The organism is Roseobacter sp. N2S, from assembly GCF_031454055.1.
GTDB lineage: Bacteria > Pseudomonadota > Alphaproteobacteria > Rhodobacterales > Rhodobacteraceae > Amylibacter.
The window spans coordinates 1,164,467-1,186,610 of the sequence record NZ_JAVDQB010000001.1 but is presented as its reverse complement, the minus strand read 5'-3'; the positions used below and the strand labels follow the sequence as shown (position 1 = coordinate 1,186,610).

The window sequence follows — 22,144 nt, the reverse complement described above, 5'->3', positions numbered from 1 at the left end:
CCGAAACTGGTTACTCGATACGTTTTTCTCAACTCTTGGTGGCAGTGCTGGAAGTCCCTTATGTTTCAGAAATCATTCACTTTTATTAGCCGCCTTTCGCAGGTGATTCTGTGCGTTTTCGCACTAACATTGCAATTTCCCGCAGGCTTGAACGCTTGTGGATTAAAGGTGTAACGGATGGAATTTGGTCCCCACCTTCTGCTTGCCTCGCTTGAAGGCGCAACCACGGCTGCCGTATTGGCACTGACCGCCATGGGGCTAAGCATCGTCTTTGGTGTTATGCGCGTGGTGAACGTCGCGCATGGTGAATTTTACATGGTCGGCGCGGTGCTGGCGTGGTTTATTGCCACCAGTGTTGGCACCCATCCCGCACTTGGGTTCATTGCGGCGCTGCTGATCGCGCCGGTGCTGGTCGGCCTGCTGGCCGCCAGTGTGGATCGCCTGATCCTGCGCCACATCAACTATGATCCGGAACGCACGATCGTGGCCACCATCGGCACGTTGTACATCCTGCAACAAACCACGCTGATGACCTTTGGCCCCGATGCCCGCCCCGTAGAGCCGCCGTTCAATTCACGTATTGCGCTGCCGTGGTTTGAATGGGGGGAAAACGGCTTTGCGATGTATTTCCCTTGGGGTCTGTCCACCACATCTTACAAACTGTTTGTCATCGCGGCAGCGGCGGTCATTCTGGTGGTGCTATGGCTGGCGATCACCCGCACCAAAGCGGGGCTGATCATGCGCGCTACACAACAAGACAGCGATATGGCCCAAGCTTTTGGTATCCCCGTAAAAACCGTCTATTCCGTGGTCTTTGGTTTGGGCGCGGGTCTGGCGGCGGTTGGCGCGGTTCTGGTGGTGCCGATCCAACAGGCCTATTACCTGATGGGTCATGATCCGCTGCTATTGTCCTTTATCGTGGTGATTATCGGCGGGCTTGGATCGTTACCGGGAACCATTATCGCCGCTATCATTATCGGCATGGCTGACGGTGTTATCTCGGTCTTTTTCACCCCCACATTGGCCAAAATCTTTGCGACACTGGTGGTCGCCATGGTTCTGGTCTTCCGCCCCACTGGCCTGTTGGGAAAATCCACCTCATGACTGATACTGCCAAATCCCACAGTCTGCATATAGGGCTGATTGCCCTGCTGGCTGTGTGCTACTTCGTACTTCCAGCCTATCATTCGGGCAATCTGGCCAGTGTCATGGTGATTGCGATCTATGCGATGGGTTATAACCTGCTGTTTGGCTATACGGGGCTGTTATCACTCGGCCATGCGCTGTTCTTTTCGGCGGGCATGTACGGGCTGGGCCTGTTGATGCACCTTGGCGCTTGGACGCCGGTTCCGGCCTTTATCGGCGGGTTGATTGCGGCATTAGTTGTCTCTGCCGTGATCGGTTTTTTGATCCTGCGCACCACCGGTGTGGCTTTCATGATCGTCACATTAATGTTCGCACAAGCGGGCTATCTGACGATCCTGTATTTTGGCACATATACCCGTGGCGACGAGGGCTTCGCCCTGAAACAAGCCACCCGACAGATTGCAGGCTATGATCTGACAGACCCGACTGTGCGCTATTTCTGTGCCCTGATTCTGTTTTCAGCCGCTCTGCTGGGCCTTGCCGCTGTGATCCGCGCCCCCTTTGGCCGCACGCTGATTGCCATTCGTGAAAACGAGGAACGCGCGCGCATGTTGGGTTACAACGTTACCGCACTCAAATTGCAGGCGGTGATCCTGTCCGGCGTGATTTCTGGCGCCTCGGGTGCTGCCTATGCGCTGTTGTTCGGTTATGCGGGTGCCACATTTGCCACCGTACAATATTCCATCTTCCCCCTGCTGTGGGTGCTGGTGGGCGGCGCTGGCACCACAATCGGCCCGTTTATCGGCGCGTTGTTCATGTTCTACCTGATCGACTATGCCTCTGGCAAAACCGAGGCGTATTTGCTGGTCGTCGGCATCACGCTTGTGCTGGTAACCCTGTTCTTGCCCCATGGCATTGTGGGCACGATCCGAACCCGATTGTTAAGGTGGCTGCCATGATCCTTTCGACCCGAGGCTTAACCAAAACCTATTCTGGTGTTGCCGCCAATACGGATGTGGATTTCGATCTGCCCGCAGGTCAGACCCGTGCGATTATCGGCCCGAATGGCGCTGGCAAATCTACTTTTGTGGGGATGATCTGTGGTCGTATCCCTGCCACACGGGGCAGTGTTTCTTTTGACGGGCAAGACGTGACCGCGCTGCCCGCCCATAAACGCATCCAGCGCGGCATGGCTTATACGTTTCAGATTACATCGGTGTTCCCCGGCCTGCCCGTGCAGGAAAATATCGCACTTGCAGCACGCCGACGGCTGGGGCGGAACAAAGCCGCAGTGCGGGCCAAAACCGATGAAATCCTGACCCGTTTGCAAATCACCGATCGCGCCGATCAACTGGCGGGGGATCTGTCTTATGGACACCAACGCATCCTTGAAATCGGCATGGGTCTGGCGCAGGAACCACGTTTGTTTATTTTGGATGAACCCACCCAAGGGTTGGCGGAATCCGAAGTGGAAGATTTCAACCACCTGATCAAAACGCTGGACGCCGAAACCACAATCCTGCTGATCGAGCACAATATGAATGTGGTAATGGAAGTAGCCGAATATATCACCGTTCTGGATCAGGGCCGCGTGCTGGCCAATGGCACCCCTACGGAAATCCGCGCCAATGCCACGGTGCAAGAGGCTTATCTGGGGACAGGTCATGCTTGAACTCTCAAAAATCCAGTCCGGCTATGGCCGTGTACAAGTGCTGTTTGACGTGTCCCTGACCGCCAAAGCAGGGGAAATCACCTGTATCATGGGGCGCAACGGGGCGGGGAAAACCACCACGCTGAAAACCATCATGGGCATGTTGCCGATGACAGCGGGGGCGATCTCGCTGGACGGTGTCGATCTGGCCAGCCTGCCGCCCCATAAAATCCCCACATCGGGCATTGCCTATGTCCCCCAAGGCCGCCGCCTGTTTTCTGAACTGACGGTCGCACAGAACCTGGAAGTGGGCCTGCTGCACACCGCCGACAAAGCTGCCACGCGCGAGGAGGTTCTGACCCTGTTTCCCCGCCTGCGCGAACGGCTGAAACAACAGGCCGACACCCTGTCAGGGGGCGAGCAACAGATGCTGGCCATGGGCCGCGCCCTGTGTCTGCGCCCCAAAGTTCTGCTGCTGGATGAACCCACCGAAGGGCTGCAACCGTCAATGATCGACCTGATCCGCGATGTGGTGATCCAGATGAAATCCCGCAATCTGGCGGTGATCCTTGTGGAACAGCGCATTGACGCGGTTTTGAACATTGCCGATCAGGTGGTATTTGTTGAAAACGGCCGCAGTCTGGAAACCACTGACACTGACGCCCTGCGCGAAAACCCTGAAAAACTGCACCATTACCTTGGTGTGTAAAGGAGAGACCCCATGCAAAAGACAGTGATTAAAAACATCGGCCTGATGCTGTCGGGCAAGATCGAAGAACCGATTTTGGACGCGGATTGCATTATCGCTATTGATGGGAAAATCAGTGAAATCGGCCGTGGCAAGGACATGGATATTGATCAGGCAGATACGATGGTGGATGCCAATGGCGTCTGCCTTGCACCCGGTTTGATTGACAGCCACATCCACCCTGTCGTGGGCGATTACACCCCGCGCCAGCAGCAGTTGGGTTGGATTGACAGCACATTGCACGGCGGCGTCACCACTCTGATTTCTGCAGGCGAAGTTCACATGCCGGGCCGTCCCAAAGACATTGTCGGGCTGAAAGCCATGGCGATTGCATCCCAGCGCTGGTACGAAAATTTCCGCCCCTCGGGCATGAAAGTCCACGCAGGCGCGCCGGTTATTGAACACGGCATGGTCGAAGAAGACTTCAAAGAACTGGCAAGTGCGGGTGTGAAACTGCTGGGCGAGGTTGGGCTTGGCACCGTCAAAGACGGAAAAACCGCGCAGCAAATGGTATCTTGGGCACGCAAATATGGCATCCAGTCCACCATCCACACAGGTGGGCCGTCGATTCCCGGTTCTGGCCTGATTGACGCGGATATGGTGCTGGAAACGGGCACGGATGTGGTGGGCCACATCAACGGCGGGCATTCCGCCCTGCCCGACGACCAGATCATTTGCCTGTGTGAAAACTGCACCGCGGCGTTGGAAATCGTTCATAACGGCAACGAACGGGCGGCCCTGCTGACGCTGAACACCGCGCGGGAATTGGGCAAGTTGGATCAGGTGATCCTTGGCACCGATGGCCCAGCGGGATCGGGCGTGCAACCCCTTGGGATTATGCGTATGGTTGCCATGTTATCCTCGCTTGGGAACGTCAACGCCGAGACCGCGTTTTGCTTTGCCAATGGCAACACAGGGCGGCGGCGCGAGCTGGACACAGGGTTGATCGAGGTCGGCAAAGCCGCCGATTTCGTACTGATGGATCAGGCGCAACATGCCCCCGGTAAAAACATTCTGGAAAGCATCCAACTGGGCAATCTGCCGGGTGTCGGGATGACAATTATCGACGGGAAAGTCACCTCAGGACGGTCACGAAATACCCCGCCGGCGAACCGCATCCCCGAGGTGATTGCCTAAACCCCCTGCTACAGCGGGGCAAACCCGCTGTGCAGACCCAACAGGATCGCTCCGTAAAAACAGGCCGAGGCAACGCAGACAAAGCCGTGCCAAATGGCATTGGAAAAGCGCAGGCTCTCCCACATAAAAAACGCAACGCCGCAGGTGTAAAGCAAGCCCCCCGCGATGATCAGAACGGTGGCAGATGCGGGCAATGCAGGGATCATAAAGCCGATCAGCGGCACACTGAGCCAGCCCATACACAGATATAAAACCGCGCCGAACCGCCCTGGTGTCTGCCAGAAAAACAAACGTGTTATGATGCCAAACAGTGCCAGCGCCCAGACGACGGCCAGAATACCATAGGCGAAAAAACCACCGATCATCACCACCAAAGGCGTGTAGGTGCCTGCAATCTTTAGAAAAATCGCGGCGTGATCAAAGCGGCGAAAAATCGGGCGGAACCGTTCTACGGGGGTCATGTGATAAATCGCCGAGGCGCTGAACGTGGCAATCAACGCCGCCCCATAAATCGCCACAGCCGTTGTGTGACCAAGATTGCCAGCAGACACCGTCCAGACAATCAAAACCACGGCCCCAACCAAGGCGCCAATGACACCCAAGGCGTGAATGGACCCATCGGCAATCCGCTCGGGCAAGGAATAGGCGGGGTAGTCGCTATGTTGGTCTGGCATGGTACAAACCTAGACCCGCGTGATGGGATTCACCAAGGCTTCCCTTGCGTTAAGCCCATGTTACGCAGGTTTAGACGCCGCCAGTCGCAGAACATCCCAGTAATTCCGCCCGATCCGCATTTTATCGCCATAGCCCTTGTCCAGCATCAACTGATGCAAACGCGGCAAGTGGCGGCAGGGAACATGCATGATCAAATGGTGCTCCAGATGATAATTCACCCAATACGGCGCTAGAAACAGCCGCATCACAGGCCCCGCTTTAGTGGTGCGCACATTGCGCAGTGGGTCGTCTGAATATTCCACAACCCCGTGTTCGGCAATATTGCGCACCCGCAGAACCAATTGGAACCACGTCAGCAACGGCAGCGCCCAAAACGCAAACCACCACCACCATGCGCCTACGGCCCACATCACCGCGAAAATCACCAGATTGGCGATTATCGCACGCCCCAGCACAGGGCCGGAAAACGCCTGTGCCAGATCCTGACGGGTCATATGATCGTCTGCCTCGCCCGCCAGTTTAAACGCCAACATGATCTGCTGGCTGCGTTGGCGAAATCCGGTTTGCCCCGAAATATCCCGAACCAACTTGCGCCGCAGACTGGCCTTGGTGGTTGGAAAGGCCCGTGACAGTTTCAGGTCGGGATCGTTTTCGGTCTGGGTGTGTTGATGGTGCTGCAAATGATAGCGGCGGTATTCGAACATATCTGCCAAAATGGGTCGCCCGCACAGCCACTCGCCTGCCAATTCATTGAATTTGCGGGTTTTAAACAGGGCCACATGGGCAGCTTCATGCATCAGGATCGCCAGCCCTAGCTGGCGTGATCCGATCAGCATAACCGCAAGAACAAAGGTCAAAACATTGGGCCACAGCGCAAACAAAGCCAAAGCCAGCGCAATTACGCCCCAACAATGAATCACCAGCCAAAGCCCCCAAAGATCGGATCGCCCGTTAAAACTGCGAATTTCCTCGGTGTTCAGAAATGCCCGTCCGGGTGTCATGTGATCCTCCATGCTGCAAGTCCTGCAACATCAGATCACGTCAAGCGCTTCAGCATGTCCAGAAAAACCTTACGTTCCTCTTTACTTAACGGGGCCAAAGTATCTTCGGTTACGCGGGCGCCAAACTGGTGCAATTGGTCCAGAACATCCTGCCCTTGCGGGCTTAGGGATACCACTGTGCGCCGTTTATCGCCCGGATCGGCACTTAGCTGGATAAAGCCTTTGGCCTTTAGGCGGGTCACAACGCCTTTGATCGTCGCCACATCCATTGCGGTGCGGCGACCGAGTAGATTCTGCGAACAAGAGCCCATTTCCCCGATCCGCACCAACGCTGCAAATTGCGTCGGTGTCAGGCCCAGATCGGAGTGTTTGTTGAAAACCGAGGCGTGTCGCTGGTTGGCCAACCGCAGGATATACCCGATCTGTTCATCCAGCCGATACGCCATCTAGCGCAACCCGTCCTTGCCCTCGGCTTGCACATGGGTCAGGCCGCCCACCCGCGGCAAGGGGCGTCCGCTGTCAGTGACGGCCACCGCGACCAGAATTTCATTGGCCCGTGGGGCATCACTCATCCGCACCTCGACCCCGTCAAAATGGCTGCGCACATAGGCGGCGTCTTTATGGCCCAGCGGCACATCCAGATCCTGCCCCGGCCCGCCCATTTTTTTGGACGAGGGCACAAGGGCCGCACCCTGTTCCACCGCTTTGCGCAAGGGTGCGCCCAGTTTCGGGTGCAGGATCGCAGCGGCGTGTTCCAACTCTCCGTTTTCCCCGACCATGGCCGCTTTGCCATAGCTTTCCGCCTGTTCGGGCTTGATCCCAAGCGCTGCGACACAGCGTTCGCCCAGCAGTTTGCCCAATTCCGCGCCAATATCCATCAGAGGGGTTAAATCCTCGACATATTCCCCCGCGAAAGGGTTGGCGATCACCGCAACGGCCACTGCCTTGCGGGTCGCGGGCGAAATATCACGGCCCATTTCAATATGTGTTTCTTCGACCCAAACGGCGGTTTTTCTGATTTTCAACGTCATCGCAATCCGTCCTTGCCAATAATATCCTCTGCCTTCAACCCACCAACCCGCGCATGAATTCGCGCGCCTGTGGACATCACCAGAATATAGGCCAATTCATCGGCGCGGGGGGCGTCATTCAGGCCAACCTCCATCGCATCAAAATGGCTGCGCACATAAGACGCGTTAATATGGGTGATCGGCACGTCCAGCCGTGCACCGCTCGCGCCGACTTTCTTGGTCGAGGGCACAATCGCCGCCGCATCGCCCAGCAATTCACGCATAGCATAGCCCCCCGGCACATGCCACAAAGCGCCATGTTCCAATTCACCGCCAAGGCCCACAATCGCGCCTTTACCGTAGCCTTGAACATCCGACGTATCGCCGCCCAAACAGGCCACTGCCTTATGTGCCATTTGCAGGCCCAAAGGTTTCAAGTCTTCCATAAAATCAGCAATGTCAGCCACATAGCGCCCTGCATAGGGGTTTTTAATCACCGCAATCGCCGCAACACGGCGCAGCGGAGTGTCTGGCACGGGGCCAAATTCATGGTGAATTTCCTCCACCATCGTTACAATTTTTCGCACTATGACTTCAGGCATTTGCCAACTCCCTATTTCCAATAACACGGCTTTGCCCCTGCAACACCAAATAGGCCGCTTTGATACGCCCCAAGGCCAACAAGTCCTGCGCCCGCCGCGCTCCGTTTTCTAATGCCCTTTGCCTGTCGATTATGGATAATTTACCACAATCGGTGACAACAAGACGTTCGCCCAGATCGCTGTCCGGGTCTAGTTTATTCGCTTTAATCCGCGTTATTTTGGGGTGGCCCACCAGATCAACAGCATTGGCAATAAGCGTTGCCGCCACGTCAGCACTGGCGGCACATTCCCCCAGAACCGTAACACTGTCGGCAATCCCACGCGACAGGCTGCGCCCGCCCCGCCCGCTGGTGGCAATACCGCCAATTCCCTGCCCCGCATGCAGGCGAATTTTGCCCAAGGCACTGGCATCCAGCCCCGCCACGCCCACGTCAAACTGCTGTCCAGCTGCCAAATGCAGCGCAATATCACCGCCATTATTCACATAAGCTCGTGTCAGATCAGCGCCCTGCAGCATCGCAGCCAGCACTGTATCGGCAACGGCACCGGCCACTGCGGCCATGGGGGTTACAAACTCGGAATACCCCGTCGCCGCACGGACCATTCGCTGCGCGACCGCCCCGACAGGAACCACAGGCATCGGGCTGCGCAACAGGGGTAATTCCGCGACCAATTCATCCAAAACCGTTGCAAACCGTTGTTTTGCTGCGGCAAAACCAGCCGCGCGCGCGCCATCTGCACCGATCACCAGATCAATCGGGCCATGCTGCAAATGCAACCGGTCGCCTGACAACTGGGCTGCGATCATTCTGCCGCCTCGGCCCCGCCAATGCGGCGTTCCTTGCCGTTCAGCACGTCATCCACGTTGCGGATTTCATCCACATAGCCGCCAAGCGCGATGTAATCGGATCGCCGCATGGTAAATTCAATCGGGGCGACCAGCGCAGGGGTTGGCACATAGCCAAAAGCATTTGACGGCATTTGCGTCACATCGGCCATCACGGTGATCCCGCCGCCGGGCCAAAGATAGGCCTCGGCCCCGCCAATGGTCACTTGCGTCAGCGTATCGCGCACCGAGCGCGTCAGCTTGACCGGATTTTCTGTCACACCCGCCCGCAATGATCCCCCTGCGCCGCCCATAAACAGCACCGAACAGACCGAAGGCTCGCAATTCTCTGCCACCCTTTCCGCGCTGGCCCGCAAAGCAGCCGAAGGTTCAGCCACCTGCGGCACAAGATTTTCATCCAGCTCGAAATAGGCCCATTGCTCGCCCGTGGTGGAAATCATGAACAGCCGCAAACCCGGCCAGGCGAGTTTGTCGTTTATGGTTTTGATGACCTTCAGCGGATCTTCGATATTGGTGCCACCCCAGCCCGTGCCGGGTTCTGCCACCTGAAAATACCGCCCCGGAGTCGATCTGCGCCCGACCACCCGTATACCGCTTGGGGGGATGTCCAACAGCACGCCCGCCTGGTGTTCCGACAGCACGCCGGTGATGTGATCATCGACCACAATCACCTCATCCGCGTGGCCTTTCCACTGGGCCGCGAACATGCCAATCGCCGCCGAGCCGCAGCCCACCCGCATCAGTTTTTCCTGCACGCCGCCGACAATTGGGGCCGCACCAGCTTGCACAATCACAACAGCTCCATCGTCAATAGACAGCTCAACCGGTTCGCAATTACACAAAGCCAACAAAGCGTCACATGTGACACGGCCTTCCTTTTTCGATCCACCCGTCAGGTGATCGACCCCGCCAAGCGACAGCATTTTGCTGCCATATTCGCTGGTCATCACATGACCGATGGCCTCGCCGTCCACGCGCACAATGGCCCGTTCTTCACCGATATGTCGGTCCGTGTCGATTTTCACTTTCACGCCGCAATAGCTGAAAATGCCTTCGGTCACGACCGTAACCATATCCACGCCACGGGTTTCAGCCGATACGATAAACGGGGCAGGCTTGTAATCTGGATAGGTGGTTCCCGCGCCAATCGCCGTTACAAAGGGCCGCGATCCTTGTACGATGTCCCCGTCCCAATCTGCGCCTTGCAAAAACGGCACGGCAGGGCCGCCGTTTTCGATCACGGTCAAAGGATCAAGCCGCACCAATTCGCCGCCGTGGTTGGCATAGCGATCACACGCGCCCGAGCGTCCGTCGGCAATAAAACACAACACCGGACAGGCATCGCAGCGAATTTTCTCAACAGCGGCGCGTTCAGTCATGGCCTGTCTCCTGAATTGCCGCCCTAAGGCGGGCTGGCGTGACCGGAACGCGGCGCATTTGCACGCCCGCCGCACGGTTGATTGCATTGATCAGCGCGGGGGCTGTAGGGATCAGCACATGTTCGCCCAAACCCTTGGCGCCGTAAGGGCCGTGAGCGTCCGGTTCTTCGATAATCAGGGTTTCGATCGGGGGAATATCGCCAATGGTCGGCATCAGATAATCATGCAGGTTTTCAGTCCGTCCGGGGATAAATTCCTCCATCAAGGCCATGCCAAGACCCTGCGCGATTCCGCCGTGAACCTGTCCTTCGACCAGCATAGGATTAATCGCATGGCCAACATCATGGGCCGCCACAAAACGCACCGGATGAACGGTGCCAAGCTGCATATCCACATCCACAACCGCCAGATGCGCGGCATAACCGAACTGCGCATAAGGCACGCCCTGCCCGTTTTTATCGAGCGGTTTGGTCGGTGGATCATAGCTTTCTTGTGCGCGCAGCACGTATCCGTCTGCGTCTGCGGGCAAGCCGTTCAAAGAAACCTCATGAACTTCCGCGCCGTCGCGCACGATGATAACACCGTCACCCGCTTCGATCACGGCAGCCGCGCTGTCGATATTGCAGCGGCGCAGGATGTCGGCCCGCAGCGCCAGTCCAGACAGCCGCGCGGCATTGCCCGACACAAACGTCTGACGCGAGGCGCTGGTTTTCCCCGCATCTGGCGTCACATCCGTATCTGCGCCGATCAGTTTCAAGCGGTGAACGTCACAGCCAAGCGCCTGTGCAAATATTTGGGAAATAACGGTATTTGCGCCCTGACCGATATCCATCGCCCCTTGGTGCAGTACAATTTGACCATCCGCCTGCACGCCAGACTTGATCGTAGAAGGATTGGGCAACGACGTATTTCCGCAGCCGTACCAGCCCGCCGCAATGCCCACGCCTCGCCGAATAGCGCCAGCTTTGGCGTTGAATTCCGCCGCATCGGCCAGGGCATCTGCCCATGGCCCCCGCAGCGCGGTGAAGCAGGCTTTGATACCGACGCCTTGTTCAAACACCTGTCCGCAGACGGTCGGCATGCCATTTTCCAGCGCGTTGAGTTCGCGAAACGCCAGCGGGTCCATGCCCAGCTTTTGGGCCAATTCGTCAAACAGAACCTCTTGGGCGATGGCGGCCTGTGGTACACCAAAGCCGCGAAATGCACCGGATGGCGGGCAATGGGTGTGAACCCCGACCGCCTCGGCGCGGTAATCTTTAACACGGTAAGGACCAGAGGCATGAACCGGCACGCGGTTCGCCACAGTCGGGCCCCAACTGGCGTAAGCGCCCGTGTTGAACACCCCGTCAAAGCGGAATCCCTGCAAATGGCCCTGTGCGTCTGCCCCGATGGAAACCTGCATCTGCGCGGGGTGGCGTTTGGTGGTCGACTGCATGGATTCACCGCGCGAATAGGTGATCCGCACCGGCCCGCCGGTTTTCAGCGCTGCCAGCGCCAGATAGGGCTGAACCGAAATATCCAGTTTTGACCCGAACCCCCCGCCGACCGCCGTTGGCACTATCCGAATGCGGCTGCGATCCATAGCGAGGATTTCTTCGAGACTATCCAAATCCATCACGGGCGCTTGAGTGCAGGCGTGGATTTCCACACGGTCACCATTTACGGTGGCATACCCCGCTTCGGGTTCGATGTAACCGTGTTCGACAAATGCAGTATCAAACTGCCCCGTGGCGCGATGTTCAGCGGTGCCAAGGGCGCGATCCGCATCGCCGCATTGCACGAAACCGCTGGTCATAATGTTCCCGCTGCGTCCCGAATGCAGCTGCGGCGCATCGGGTTTCATGGCAGCATCAGGGGTCATAACCGCAGGCAGTTCGCTCCATCTAACGGGAAAATCCCCGTCGTGAAAACGGGCCATCAGTTCCGGGGTGCCCACAACCGCCGCCACGGCTTCTCCGCGGAAACGGGTTTCGGCTACGGCAAACACCGGTTGGTCGGCGAAAGGTGCGATCACGCCGAAACAGTTGCGGCCCTTGATGTCGGCGGCGGTTAACACCGCCAATACGCCGTCTGTATGGGTTTCGAACCCCTCTAGATCACCAAATTCAAAGCTGGCACGGGGGAAAGGGGACCGGATCACATGGACGACGGCGGTGCCAATCGGGGCCACGTCATCGCCAAAAGACTCGCGCCCTTCGACCTTGTCCACCCCGTCCAGTCGGCGGATTGAGGTGCCAAGCGCACCAGTACCGTGCAAGGCAACTGCGCCCCCACCGGCGGCTTCGGTTACGGCGTCGATGATTTTACGATAGCCTGTGCAGCGGCAAAGAACACCGCCCAAAGCATCCTCTATGCTGCTGTCTTTATTACGTAAATAGGCAGTAGCGGCCACCATCATACCAGGCGTACAAATCCCGCATTGCGCCGCGCCGTGGTTTTGAAACGCTTCGGCCAGCGCCTTGGTATCCGCATCATTTTGCGCCAAGCCTGCAAGGGTTTCCACCTTCCGGCCTTCTATCTGCGCGGTGGACATCAGACAGGCACAGGTGGATTCGCCATCCACCAAAACCGTACAGGCGCCGCAATCTCCGGCGTTGCAGCCGATTTTCACATCACGCGCGCCCAGTCGTTCGCGCAGGGTCGCCGACAACCGCTCGCCAGGTGCGGCGCTGACATCCACCGACTGCCCGTTCAGGGTAAATCCGATAAGCTGAGGCCCAGTTCCGTCCATTATGAATGCTCCAGACAGGTTTCGATCGCCCGTTCAATCATCGGTACCACCACGTCAAAACGATAGCCCGCCGAGCCGCGCACATCGTCAATCGGTGACAGCCCGTCGAGGTGTTTTGCAGTGACTGCGCCGCGTGCCGAGGTCAGGCCGATCAGGTCAGCTTCAAGCTGCGGCAAACGCTGCGCAACGGGGGAACACGCGCCAACAGCCACGCGGGCTTGGCTGATTTTACGGTCGTTGTGTTCGATCCAAACGGCCACCATTGCGATGGAGATCACCAGATACTTACGACTGCCCAGCTTGGTAAATCCGCCGCATCCCCCACCCAAATCGGGAAGGTAAACCGCTGTCATAATCTCGCCCGTTTGAAGCGCGGTTTTGCGTACGCCTTGCAGAAAATCGCCCAACGGCAATCGCCGCGTTCCTTGGCATGAGGCCAGTTCGACCATAGCCCCAAGCGTCAACAACGGCGGCACCCCATCCGCTGCGGGTGAGGCATTACACAGGTTGCCCGCGATTGTGCCGGCGTTCTGAATCTGGATCGAGCCCACTTCACGGGCTGCTGCCTTTAACCCGTTAAAGGCGGCGGGCAGATCAGCCTTGGCGATATCAGTCCAGCTGGTCGCCCCCCCAATACGCCACCCGTTATCAACGCGGCGGATGCCTGACATATCCGCCACCCGCGTCACGTCTAGGATCGGGAAGTCAGGCAGGCTATCGCCATGGCTTGGATAAAAATCCGTTCCTCCCGACAAGATGCGCACGTTTTCCAACTGCGCGTCCTGCACGGCTTGATCCAGAGTAGTGGGTTGGAAATACATGTTCGGGGTGGCTTTCGATGTATATTCGTTTGTACACTAATAAACATCCTACACCCAGAGTCTGTCAACTGATAAACGATCCACAAAGCCACGACAGAAACAAAAAAGGCCACCCGCAGGCAGCCTTTGGTTTTACTGTTTGGGCAGTCTTACAGCCCCCATTTCACCCGCGTCGCTTCGAAAAAACCTTCGCCTTTTTTCAGCTTGATCCAGTTGTTCACGTAATTGATCCAGATTTGATCCCCTTGCGGCATCAACATGGCAATCGGCGTGCTGGAGGGCGCAGTCACGTTTTTAACGCGGGCAATCGGGAATTTACCCTCAAGCGTCGAACCTTCGATGTTGGAAGTGATGAACACATCTGCCCGCCCCGAGATTACCTCTTGATAGCCGCGCGCTGGTGCCTCTACAACTTTGATGTCTGCATCGGGGAACCAGTCCCGCGTCATTTTTTCAAACGAAGTGCCTAAAGTTGTCGCCACTTTCACGTCGGACTGGTTAATGCTGTCCATTCCGTCAAAACGGTCCATCTTATCTTTGGTGGTAAACGGGATGATTTCAACCGAGATATAGCTGTCGGAAAACCCCGCAACCTTCATCCGCGCGGCGGAAATCGACGCAGACCCAGTAAGGTTATATTTGCCAGCCACCACACCGTTCACCAGCGTTTTCCAGTCGGTGGGTACAAATTCAACCTCAACCCCAAGGTCTTTGGCCAACTCAGTCATGATATCAATATCATAGCCTTTGTAGCTATTCGTGGCCGGATCTTTGACCGACATCGGGTTCCAATCGCCCGTGGTGCCAACTTTCAACGTGCCGCTGTCCAGAATTTCATTCAACGCCGATTGTGCCGATAGTGCCGTGGCACTGAGCGCCAAGCCAAAGCTGACAATCGCGGCATTCATGCCCAATTTCCAGGATTTCATCCGTTTCTCCCCTTATTTCAGTACCGCACCATTTTGTTATGGACGGCGTTTCATGATTGAATATGGAAACAAACCCCCGCTAAACTCAAGTGAATTCGTCCCCACAGGGACCTAGCCCCGATCCGGGGAATGGCGAGGGCAGATGGCTGAGAACAAGATCGAAATGATCGGTGTAGACAAGTGGTTCGGCGATTTTCACGTCCTTAAAGATATCAATTTGACCGTTGGCAGCGGTGAACGTGTGGTGATTTGCGGCCCGTCCGGGTCTGGCAAATCCACCGTCGTGCGCTGCATCAATCGGCTGGAAGAACACCAAAGGGGCACGATCCGTGTGAATGGGATCGAGCTGACAAACGACGCCTCTGCAGTGGCCGCGATCCGGTCCGAAGTGGGGATGGTGTTTCAACAATTTAACCTGTTCCCTCACCTGTCTGTGCTGGACAACTTGATCCTTGGCCCGATGAAAGCCCGCGGCCTATCGCGCGCGGATGCGACGGAGCGTGCCATGCACTATCTGAAACGGGTGCGGATTCCCGAACAGGCTGATAAACGCCCGGCGCAACTGTCAGGCGGGCAACAACAACGGGTGGCCATCGCCCGCAGCCTGACGATGGAACCCCAAGTGCTGTTGTTTGACGAACCCACCTCTGCCCTTGACCCCGAAATGATTTCCGAAGTTCTGGACGTTATGGTCGGGCTGGCCGAAGACGGGATGACCATGATTGTTGTGACCCATGAAATGGGGTTTGCCCGTAAAGTGGCCGATCAGATGATCTTTATGGACGGGGGAGAGATCGTCGAATCCGGCCCCCCTGCACAGTTCTTTGCTGCGCCAAAATCGAAACGCTGCCAAAAATTTCTCTCCCAGATTTTGCATCACTAAGGGGTCTGCTTTTGAAAAACCTGTCTACCCTTGCCTTGCTGTTCCTGCTGTCTGGATGTGCCTCTTCCGATTTATGGGGCTGGTATGTCATTGATCCCACAACAAAATCCGGCTGGATCAACATCAAGTTTCTGGTTAACGGGATGGGCAATACTATTCTGATTTCCCTGATTGCCGCGGGTATTTCCATTGCACTAGGGCTGGTAGTGGCCTTGCCTGCCTTGTCCCATCGGCGCTGGCTGCGGATAATAAATCGAATTTATGTGGAATTTGTCAGGTCTATCCCCTTGTTGCCCATGCTATTCTGGGTGTTCTACGGCCTGCCGATCATTTTCAAATCCATCGGGCTGGATGTTCCGATTGATCCCTTTTGGGGGGCGGTCATCACGCTGGCCCTGTCGGACAGCGCCTTTACAGCCGAAATTTACCGATCAGGCATCCAGTCAATTGCGCGCGGCCAAACCGAGGCGGCACAGACCATCGGGCTGACCTACGGGCAGACTATGCGCTATGTGATCCTGCCCCAAGCGATCCGCCGCATTCTGCCACCGCTGGCCAACCAATTCATTTACATCGTAAAAATGTCCGCTTTCGCCAGCGTTATCGGCATGCAGGAACTGACGCGGCGGGCCAACGAACTGGTGGTCAGCGAATACCGCCCGCTGGAACTCTACACTTTCCTAATCCTCGAATATCTGGTGCTGGTTCTGATTATCAGCGCAGGGGTACGTTGGCTGGAACGGCACATGGGCGCAAATGAAAACATCTAAGGAGAGCTGCGATGAACTGGGAAGACTTTATGGACGACACATTGGCCAATATTGGCACCCTGTCAAAAGAGATTCCGGATACGGTTGCAGGGTTCAATAAAATGGGGGCAGCAGCTAAGGCATCCGGTGCCTTGCCTGAAAAAACTAAAGAAATCATGGCACTGGGCATCGCCATCGCCACCCGCTGCGACAGTTGCATCGGGTTTCATGTAAAATCATTGATCCGGCTTGGCATTACCCGCGCAGAATTATGCGAGGCCCTGGCCATGGCCACGTATATGGGGGGCGGGCCGTCTTATGCTTATTCTGCCAAAGCGTTAAAGGCCTTTGACGTGTTTTCAAAAGACTGAAAAGGCGGGTGTTTCCAATAAGCATTGCAAAAAAGCGTCGCTTGGGTATCCCTGAGTGATGACAAACTTTGCGAGGGTATCATGGCCGAAATAGTCGTGGCAGGCGCCGGAATTGTAGGTATTTCCACAGCGATCTGGTTACAGCGGGCCGGTCATACCGTCACTGTTGTAGACCGCGAAGGCCCGGCGGCTGGAACCTCTTACGGCAATGCTGGCGTTCTTGCATCGGGCGCCATTGTGCCTGTCACTGTTCCGGGTTTGTGGCGTAAAGCCCCGCGAATGGTGCTCGACAGAAACAGCCCCTTGTTTTTGAAATGGACCTACCTGCCCAAACTGCTGCCTTTCCTATTGAAATACCTGCGTTTTTCCACCGATACACATGTCAATTATTACGCAACGGCCATGGCTGGGTTGCTGCACGACAGTTTGGATCAACACCGCGCTTTGGCGCAAGGAACGCCGGCGGCGGCTTATATTACCGATGAAGATTTCTGCTTTGGCTACCCAACCCGCGCGGAGTTTGAAGCGGATCGGTACGGATGGGATATTCGGGACAAGAATAATGTAGACTATGAAGTAGTCTCGGGCGCTGAATTCGGCACATATGACCCGCTTTATGCAGATAATTTCGCCACAGTTGTGCGCTGTAAAAACCACGGACGCATCAGTGATCCGGGCGCCTATGTCAAAGCACTGGCCGCGCATTTTCAAGCGGAAGGTGGAACCTTAATCATCGCCGAGGTTACCGATGCAATTCGGGACGGTGAAGTCACAAAAGGCTTTGTGACCTCAAAAGGTGACATGCGCGGCGATCATGCAGTCATGGCCTTGGGGGCTTGGTCGAAACCTTTGGGACGTAAACTTGGGTTAACCATCGATCTGGAATCTGAACGCGGATATCACATTGAACTTGTGAACCCTTCTCACATGCCCAAAGCACCAATGATGGTTGTCGCTGGGAAATTTGTGATCACGCCCATGGAAGGCCGCATCCGTTGCGCTGGTGTTGTTGAATTCGGCGGGTTGAAAAAACCAGCCTCACGCGCGCCGTTTGATTTACTAAAGCGCCATGTTGCACAAATTTTGCCCGATGTCCGCTATGATCGCGTCGATGAATGGATGGGACATCGCCCCGCCCCAGCCGACAGCCTCCCGCTGATCGGGGCGACAAATGACACAAACAGTGCATTTACAGCACTTGGTCATCAGCACGTTGGCCTAACAGCAGGACCAAAAACTGGCAGGATCATTGCTGGGCTAATCGACGGCACTGGGCCGAACATGGACCTGGCGCCATTTTCCCCGCAAAAATACAGTTAGCCAAACAAAAAAGCTAATGCAGAGGTTTTCCTTGTGGCACGCTTGCCGCAAGAACATTGCCAATTGTCTGTAAAAGAAGCTCTTTTTTCAGGGGCTTGGCAATGAACTCATCCATACCCGCCTCAAAACACAAGCGTTGATCCTCGACGGACACGTTTGCTGTAACGGCAATGATCGGGCAGCGCCGCAGGTGTTTATGGGCCTCAAACGCGCGGATTTCGCGGGTGGCCTCCAATCCGTTTTTATTGGGCATGCTGATATCCATTAAAACGAAATCAAAGGGCTTCAACGCATACTGCTCCACCGCTTGTTTACCGTCCTGCGCAAACTCCAACTCATGCCCCGCGCCTTTCAACATTGTTTTGATCAACAGCCGATTGGTACCGTTATCTTCAGCCACCAGAACGCGCATATGGTGCGGTGCAACCGGCTTACAAACCGCGACTTGAGAAACATGTCGACGTTCATTTAAAGGCAGAACCAGCCTGAACAGACTTCCTTTATCCAGCTCTGCTTCTACTTCAATTTCAGCCCCCATCAAACGGGCCAAATCCCGCGCAGTGGACAAGCCCAAACCGGCCCCGTCAAATTGGCGTGTGTTCCCATTGTCCACTTGCTCAAAGGCATTGAAAATTAAGGCCAGTTTAGAACGATCAATGCCAATCCCTGTGTCCTGAACGCTGATCTGCATTTGGCCAGCTGTGTCAACTTGCGCATACATTGTAATTGCACCTTTATCTGTAAACTTGATGCTATTGGACAAAAGGTTCGCCAAAATGCGCGATACAAGATCGGGATCGGCGACATAGGGCTTTTGTGCGGTGCTATCCACGCTGATCTGTATCGCTACGTTTTTGTCAGCGGCTTCGGCCCGATATAGGCTTGCCACGGCTTCCAGAACTTCGCTGACACACATATCGCAAAGTTCAACCTTCAGCCTGCCCGATTCGACATCTGTGACAGTTACGATGTTTTCCACCAAATGCATTAAACGGTTTGATGAAGTTTCCAATATTGCAACCGCATCCTTTTGGTCGGCACTTAGCGCGGTTTCACGCAAAATTTCCATCCCGCCATAAAGCCCGTTGGCAGGAGTGCGCAGTTCATGGCTCATCCTTGAAAGGAACTCCGTTTTTGCCTGATCGGCTTTTTTTGCCGCATCCAGTGCCGCGTGCAGTTCTTTTTCGCGGCGCACCAATTCACTGACGTCTCTCTCAACGGCAATATAGGCGCGGATTTTCCCATCTTCGGTAAACACTGGCGTCTGATGGGTTTCCATCCAAAGCGTTGCGCCCGATTTTGTTTTGTTTAGGATCCGTGCATTGGTCGATTGTCCGCTTTCGATCTTGGCATTCATCGCTTTGATAACAGCCAAATCCGCATCTACATGGTTCAATAACTCCCCCATGCCATGCCCGATCGCGTCATCCAATGTATATCCGGTCAGGTCCGTAAATTGTGAATTTGCCCATGTTATCAAGTGGTTTTCATCCATAAGCACGATACTGTCAGACGCATGTTCGGCCACAAGAGCAAGGCGGCGTGCCTCTGCTGATTGAATGATAAGGGCGCGTTCGGTCTGGCGGGTGTTTTTTGCCCGCCGCGACAAATGAGAGAATAGATACCCGACCATAAAAATCATCGACAAAACCGCCGACATTTCGGATGCAATTTCGGTGTAAACTGCTTCGGGATGGGTGAGCGCGCGGAACAGAATGATCAGCCCGGCAACCGCCAGAACCCCAAGACGAACACGATGGGATGCCGGGTGGAAACGGGCTGAAAGCAGCGAGTTCATCATTGCGCCGAACAAAAAAGCCCAACTAAACATCCGCAAAGATTCTGACTGCGAGGCGGCCAGAACCATACAAATACCCAATCCGCTGGTCTGAACAAAGCTGGCAAAAATGACCAGTAAGTGAACCTTACGCCCTTGATAATTGGCCTTTTTCCTAACGTAGGCCAATATTAAATATTCGACCAGTTCCAGCGGGAAAGTTACCGCAGCGGCCAGTAAGCCGAATTTCGGAGAAACCAGAATAGCAAGCAAGGCACAGCCGATTGCCGCGATAAGCATCCTGATCGAAGTCGCACCCATCCGCCCGAAAGTATATCGCCGCAGCAAACCAGAAGCCGAGGAGGCTTCGTCAAAACGCGCCAGATCACTTAACGTCAGGTCGTTTAAAGATGGTGTTTTACTCTGTTTCAACGCCGAATGCCGCTCATCCCAATTTCTGAGTAGGCAAAGTCTAACCGCGTTGTCTTAACAATCTCTCTACTGCGCCATACGAATTAGGCCCCGCCTGCGACTCCGGCCTCTGCGAAAGTGGCCATGCCTGAATGGCACTCCAACGCGGCTTTCATTACGCCAACTGCCAGCGCGCCCCCGGACCCTTCGCCTAGACGCAGACCCAGGGACAGCAAGGGCTGCTTTCCAAGCGCGCTTAGAATACGCGCATGCCCGGATTCAAGGGATTCATGCCCGGCAACAGCGTGATCCAACGCGCCTTTACACGCTGCTTCAAGACAAGCCGCAGCGGCCGTGCAAATGAACCCGTCCAGAATGACAGGGATGCGATGCGCCCGCGCGGCAGCAATCGCGCCCGCCATTGCAGCCAGTTCCCGCCCGCCAAGACAGCGCAACGATTGAAGCCCGTTGTGGGCTGAAATTGGGTTTGCGGCCAGTCCTTCGCCCACTACTTGGGCTTTTAAGGCCAAGCCAGCATCATCCACACCAGTCCCGCGCCCGACCCAGTCTTCAGGGTTGCCGTCAAACAATGCGGTACAAATCGCTGCGCCCGATGTGGTATTGCCGATGCCCATTTCCCCTGCCACGAATAAATCCGCTGCAGGATCCACAGCATCCCAGCCCGTTGCCAATGCAGCGACGACTTCGGCCTCGCTCATGGCGGGGCCAGTTGTAAAATCAGCCGTTGGTGTTTCCAGATCCAGTGCAATCACATCCAGCTTTACATCGAAAGTTCTGCACAATTGGTTAATCGCTGCGCCGCCATGTTGAAAGTTTAGCACCATCTGTGCGGTAACCTCGGCGGGAAAGGCTGAAACGCCCCGAGCGGCAACACCGTGGTTTCCTGCAAAAACAACCACTTGCGGATTCGTTATGCGGGGTGCTGCATTGCCACGCCAACCTGCGTACCAGATTGCCAAATCCTCAAGCCGCCCCAATGCACCAGGGGGTTTGGTTAACTGGCTGTTGCGCTCCTGCGCCGCGCTCATCGCTTGTGTATCCGGCCCGACCGCCGCTTTTAAAACCGCTTCAAAGTCTGCCAAAGAATTAAAGGTATGGGTCATAGAGGTCGGGTCCTGTGTTACGAACATCACGGGCGGATGTGCCATTGTTTGGCCCAGTCTTTAACCTTAAATTCACCCATGTGACACTGGATTCGCGAAGGCATACCCCCTATGAACGACATGCGCAGCAATGGGTTAGGCAATATTGACCTGCACCCCGTGGACATCCCCGCCGCTTTCACCTTGTTAACCAGATTGCCGATACCCGTTAACCATCAACTCGCCGGAGAGCGCGCTGCCCGTGCGGCTTGGGCCTATCCGCTGGTTGGGGCAGTTTTGGGGCTGATTGCAGGTCTTATCGCGCTTGGGATTGCAGCCCTTGGCGTGTCGAGCGGGATTGCGGCGGCCGTGGCCCTTGGGGCGCTGATGATGCTGACAGGCGGACTGCATGAAGACGGCATTGCAGATTGTGCTGACGGTTTTGGCGGCGGTGCAACCCTTACGCGGCGACTGGAAATTATGAAGGACAGCCGTGTCGGAGCCTTTGGTGCTGCGGCCTTGATTGTGGCCGTACTGGCCCGTTGGTCCGGCTATGACAGCATCATTTCGGTTAATTGGTTAACAGGATTTATCGCCGTTGGGACTGCAAGCCGCCTGCCGATGGTTTTAGTGATGTACGCCATGCCTTTGGCGCGCCCCAGTGGATTGGCGGCGCAGGTCGGACTGGTAAGCGCCCCCACAGCGATCATCGCTGCCCTGTTAACCATCTTCCTATGTCTTATTAGCGTTGGGCTGCTGGCCCTGCCGATGATCGCAATCGCCGTGCTGTCCTGTTTACCCCTGTGTTGGCTGGCATGGCGGCGGATTGAAGGCTACACGGGGGATGTGCTTGGCGGATGCCAGCAGGTTGCGGAAATCGCAGCGCTCGCCACGTTAACCGCATTTTTGTAAC

22 protein-coding genes are annotated in these 22,144 nt (G+C 56.0%); 10 read left to right on the top strand and 12 right to left on the bottom strand.

Going from position 1 to position 22,144, the window contains the following annotated elements:
* Positions 1-177: 177 nt before the first annotated feature.
* Genes GGE09_RS05860 through GGE09_RS05840 form a run of 5 tightly spaced genes read left to right on the top strand, consistent with a single transcriptional unit; the run spans position 178 to position 4,622 of the window.
* Positions 178-1,104 carry a branched-chain amino acid ABC transporter permease gene (locus GGE09_RS05860; RefSeq protein WP_309744774.1) on the top strand — a complete coding sequence of 309 codons (927 nt, stop codon included), beginning with the start codon at positions 178-180 and terminating at the stop codon, positions 1,102-1,104.
* Positions 1,101-2,045 (top strand): branched-chain amino acid ABC transporter permease, encoded by a 945-nt coding sequence (locus GGE09_RS05855; protein ID WP_309744773.1) that lies wholly within the window; start codon positions 1,101-1,103, stop codon positions 2,043-2,045. Before GGE09_RS05860 ends, GGE09_RS05855 begins: the two co-directional genes overlap by 4 nt.
* On the top strand, positions 2,042-2,758 hold the full coding sequence (locus GGE09_RS05850; RefSeq protein WP_309744771.1) for an ABC transporter ATP-binding protein: 717 nt from the start codon (positions 2,042-2,044) through the stop codon (positions 2,756-2,758). Before GGE09_RS05855 ends, GGE09_RS05850 begins: the two co-directional genes overlap by 4 nt.
* Entirely contained in the window at positions 2,751-3,446 is a 696-nt protein-coding gene (locus GGE09_RS05845; RefSeq protein ID WP_309744769.1) for an ABC transporter ATP-binding protein, read from the top strand. Before GGE09_RS05850 ends, GGE09_RS05845 begins: the two co-directional genes overlap by 8 nt.
* Positions 3,447-3,458: 12 nt before the next feature.
* A complete protein-coding gene (locus tag GGE09_RS05840; RefSeq protein ID WP_309744767.1) occupies positions 3,459-4,622 on the top strand; it encodes an amidohydrolase family protein in 1,164 nt (387 codons plus the stop codon).
* Between the two features lie 8 nt (positions 4,623-4,630).
* Here the strand turns inward: GGE09_RS05840 and GGE09_RS05835 are convergent, their stop codons facing one another.
* From GGE09_RS05835 to GGE09_RS05790, 10 genes are all read right to left on the bottom strand, one after another.
* On the bottom strand, positions 4,631-5,296 hold the full coding sequence (locus GGE09_RS05835) for a hemolysin III family protein (protein ID WP_309744765.1): 666 nt from the start codon (positions 5,294-5,296) through the stop codon (positions 4,631-4,633).
* 60 nt (positions 5,297-5,356) lie between these two features.
* Positions 5,357-6,298: a fatty acid desaturase family protein gene (locus GGE09_RS05830; RefSeq protein ID WP_309744763.1), complete on the bottom strand. Its 942-nt coding sequence runs from the start codon at positions 6,296-6,298 to the stop codon at positions 5,357-5,359.
* 35 nt (positions 6,299-6,333) lie between these two features.
* Positions 6,334-6,744: a MarR family transcriptional regulator gene (locus GGE09_RS05825; protein ID WP_309744761.1), complete on the bottom strand. Its 411-nt coding sequence runs from the start codon at positions 6,742-6,744 to the stop codon at positions 6,334-6,336.
* On the bottom strand, positions 6,745-7,329 hold the full coding sequence (locus GGE09_RS05820) for an amino acid synthesis family protein (protein ID WP_309744759.1): 585 nt from the start codon (positions 7,327-7,329) through the stop codon (positions 6,745-6,747). It abuts the gene before it with no gap.
* Entirely contained in the window at positions 7,326-7,910 is a 585-nt protein-coding gene (locus GGE09_RS05815) for an amino acid synthesis family protein (RefSeq protein ID WP_309744757.1), read from the bottom strand. The genes GGE09_RS05820 and GGE09_RS05815 overlap by 4 nt, the downstream gene beginning before the upstream one ends.
* Entirely contained in the window at positions 7,903-8,718 is an 816-nt protein-coding gene (locus GGE09_RS05810) for a UPF0280 family protein (RefSeq protein WP_309744755.1), read from the bottom strand. Before GGE09_RS05810 ends, GGE09_RS05815 begins: the two co-directional genes overlap by 8 nt.
* Positions 8,715-10,136 (bottom strand): 6-hydroxynicotinate reductase, encoded by a 1,422-nt coding sequence (locus tag GGE09_RS05805; RefSeq protein ID WP_309744753.1) that lies wholly within the window; start codon positions 10,134-10,136, stop codon positions 8,715-8,717. The genes GGE09_RS05810 and GGE09_RS05805 overlap by 4 nt, the downstream gene beginning before the upstream one ends.
* Positions 10,129-12,867, bottom strand: a complete 2,739-nt coding sequence (locus GGE09_RS05800; RefSeq protein ID WP_309744751.1) for a molybdopterin cofactor-binding domain-containing protein — start codon at positions 12,865-12,867, stop codon at positions 10,129-10,131. Before GGE09_RS05800 ends, GGE09_RS05805 begins: the two co-directional genes overlap by 8 nt.
* Positions 12,867-13,688, bottom strand: coding sequence for an FAD binding domain-containing protein (locus tag GGE09_RS05795; RefSeq protein ID WP_309744749.1), 822 nt, complete (start codon positions 13,686-13,688; stop codon positions 12,867-12,869). Before GGE09_RS05795 ends, GGE09_RS05800 begins: the two co-directional genes overlap by 1 nt.
* A gap of 149 nt (positions 13,689-13,837) precedes the next feature.
* Positions 13,838-14,617 (bottom strand): transporter substrate-binding domain-containing protein, encoded by a 780-nt coding sequence (locus GGE09_RS05790; protein ID WP_309744747.1) that lies wholly within the window; start codon positions 14,615-14,617, stop codon positions 13,838-13,840.
* 142 nt (positions 14,618-14,759) lie between these two features.
* Here GGE09_RS05790 and GGE09_RS05785 point away from each other — a divergent pair, with 142 nt between their 5' ends.
* The 4 genes from GGE09_RS05785 (at position 14,760) to GGE09_RS05770 (ending at position 17,940) form a co-directional block, all read left to right on the top strand.
* Positions 14,760-15,500: an amino acid ABC transporter ATP-binding protein gene (locus GGE09_RS05785; protein WP_309744745.1), complete on the top strand. Its 741-nt coding sequence runs from the start codon at positions 14,760-14,762 to the stop codon at positions 15,498-15,500.
* 11 nt (positions 15,501-15,511) lie between these two features.
* Entirely contained in the window at positions 15,512-16,270 is a 759-nt protein-coding gene (locus tag GGE09_RS05780) for an amino acid ABC transporter permease (RefSeq protein ID WP_309744743.1), read from the top strand.
* A gap of 11 nt (positions 16,271-16,281) precedes the next feature.
* The gene (locus GGE09_RS05775) at positions 16,282-16,620 is read left to right on the top strand and encodes a carboxymuconolactone decarboxylase family protein (protein WP_309744741.1); all 339 of its coding nucleotides are present in this window, start codon (positions 16,282-16,284) and stop codon (positions 16,618-16,620) included.
* A gap of 81 nt (positions 16,621-16,701) precedes the next feature.
* Positions 16,702-17,940 (top strand): FAD-dependent oxidoreductase, encoded by a 1,239-nt coding sequence (locus GGE09_RS05770; RefSeq protein ID WP_309744739.1) that lies wholly within the window; start codon positions 16,702-16,704, stop codon positions 17,938-17,940.
* Positions 17,941-17,953: 13 nt separating this feature from the next.
* Here GGE09_RS05770 and GGE09_RS05765 read toward each other — a convergent pair whose 3' ends face one another.
* Positions 17,954-20,149, bottom strand: a complete 2,196-nt coding sequence (locus GGE09_RS05765) for a response regulator (protein ID WP_309744737.1) — start codon at positions 20,147-20,149, stop codon at positions 17,954-17,956.
* A gap of 83 nt (positions 20,150-20,232) precedes the next feature.
* Entirely contained in the window at positions 20,233-21,252 is a 1,020-nt protein-coding gene (cobT, locus tag GGE09_RS05760) for a nicotinate-nucleotide--dimethylbenzimidazole phosphoribosyltransferase (RefSeq protein WP_309744849.1), read from the bottom strand.
* 111 nt (positions 21,253-21,363) lie between these two features.
* Here cobT and GGE09_RS05755 point away from each other — a divergent pair, with 111 nt between their 5' ends.
* Positions 21,364-22,143 carry an adenosylcobinamide-GDP ribazoletransferase gene (locus GGE09_RS05755; RefSeq protein ID WP_309744735.1) on the top strand — a complete coding sequence of 260 codons (780 nt, stop codon included), beginning with the start codon at positions 21,364-21,366 and terminating at the stop codon, positions 22,141-22,143.
* Position 22,144: the final 1 nt, after the last annotated feature.